Raw genomic sequence first — 2,183 nt, forward strand, 5'->3', positions numbered from 1 at the left:
CCTTTGGGTTGACCCGTACTACCAGAAGTATATATCACATAAGCCAGACTATCTGGTCTAACATAGGGTAAATCTTCTATAACACCAGCTAGCTCAAAACTATCTAAAATCTCATATCCTAAACAACGATATGAAGATGTAATCTCTTCTGAAAGATCATCTATATTGGTAATACAAAGATCACTCTCACAATCTGATAACATATGAAGCGTACGAGAAACAGGTTGATCCGGATTGATAGGAACATAAGCCGCGCCAGCCTTCATCACTGCCAATATCGAGGTAATCATCTCTAAAGAACGATCCATAATCAAACCAACTATAGCACCAGGTTTAACTCCCTGAGAGATCAATGCATGAGACCAAAGATCGGAACGATCATCTAAATCCTGATAGCTCATATAACGATCTCCCAAGATCAAAGCCTTTGCCTCTGAACGCATTGCAACCTGGCTCTTAAACATATCTAAAACCGTATGACTCAAATCATAATCCGAAAAAGTATCATTGAAATCAAACAATAAACGATCCCGCTCTGCAGAGGATAAAATATCTATATCCTTTAAATACTGATCCTGATCTGATAAAACATCATCAACTATAGCTAACAAATAATCACTAAAACGTGCAATCGTAGAAGGTTCAAATACATCCTTGCAATACACAAAAGATAACCCTATCTGATCAGAGTCTAAAACATTCAAACTAAGATCGAACTTCGATATCGTATGAGAAACATCATAAGGCTCAAGCATAAGATCGGATCCCTCAAAAACTGTCGAGTCTAAATCCTGATGATAAGAATAGAAAACATCAAACAAAGGATTACGACCTACATCACGCGGAAGATCCAAAGCATCTACCAACTCCTCATATTGATACAACTGATGATCAAAGGCCGATAAGGTACTATCCTGTATCGCAGATAGAAAATCGCTAATCTTTAATTCCCCTGCCACCTCATTACGTAAAGCCAAAGTATTTACAAACATACCTACTACATCCTCTAAATCTGCATGGTGCCTGCCTGCCGTGGGAGTACCAACTACTATATCACTCTGGTTCGATAACTTACTCAGTAGTATATTATACATCGCTAAAAACAAGGTATACATCGTAACTCCTGAAGAACTCGCCAAAGAGCGTAACTTATCACTATCAGATGTACTAAAGCTAAAGCTATGTACTGCACCTGCATGACTACGATGCATTGAACGAACATGATCTGTAGGTAAATCTAAGACCTTAACCTCTTCTGAATAACGTGCTAACCAATACGACTTGTGAGAAGAAACCATATCCTGATGAGAAGCACTCTGTTGCCATACTGCATAATCTGTATATTGAATACGTAACGCTGGTAAAGCTAACCCTTGATATAACGACCAAAACTCACGCATTAAAATCTCCTGAGATACGCCATCATTGATAATATGATGCATATCGATCATCAATATCGAAAACTCCCCTGATACATCCAAAATACCAACGCGAATAGGAAAATCAGTCGATAAATCAAATGGACGTACAAAATCAGAAAGAAACAAGGAAACATCCTCTGAACCACAACTATAATATTCTAACTCAAAACCGTCTGCAGCCAATACACGTTGTACAGGAACATCTCCCACAACATCAAAAACCATACGCAAACTCTCATGACGAGAAACTAAAGTGCCAAAAACAGAAGATAACTTAGAGGCATCATAATCCCCTGATATCTTATAAAATCCAGGCATGTTGTAACTCGTAGCTCCCTTATCAAACTCATATAAAAAGTACATCCTGCGTTGGGCAGAGGATAATGGATAAAACTCATTTGATTCTGCCTTTGGAATCGACTCAAAAACAACATGATCACTAGAACTTATATAATTACTTAATGAAGATATCGTGCGATGAACAAAAAACTCTCGTAAAGGTAACTCTACCGAAAATGCCTTATTAATCTTATTAGACAAGGTAATAGCACTCAACGAATGACCTCCTAAACTAAAAAAGTCTGACGTAATACTAATCTTATCTGCTGCTATACCTAAAACCTCGGACCAAATACTAACTAATTCTTGTTGTAAATCATTCTTTGGCGCTATATACTCCTCGCCTACTGTGAGATCTAAACTCGGAAGAGCACGACGATCGACCTTACCATTGGGAGTAAGCGGGAAATTATCTAACCATAA

Annotated in this window: 1 protein-coding gene; it reads right to left on the reverse strand. The window is 37.9% G+C overall.

The window, feature by feature from the left end; translation table 11 throughout:
• Positions 1-2,183, reverse strand: a 2,183-nt coding sequence (locus M0D21_RS22890) for a condensation domain-containing protein (protein ID WP_248334355.1), incomplete at both ends; no start/stop codon positions are given.

This window comes from Aquimarina acroporae (assembly GCF_023195925.1).
Taxonomy (GTDB): Bacteria; Bacteroidota; Bacteroidia; order Flavobacteriales; family Flavobacteriaceae; genus Aquimarina; species Aquimarina acroporae.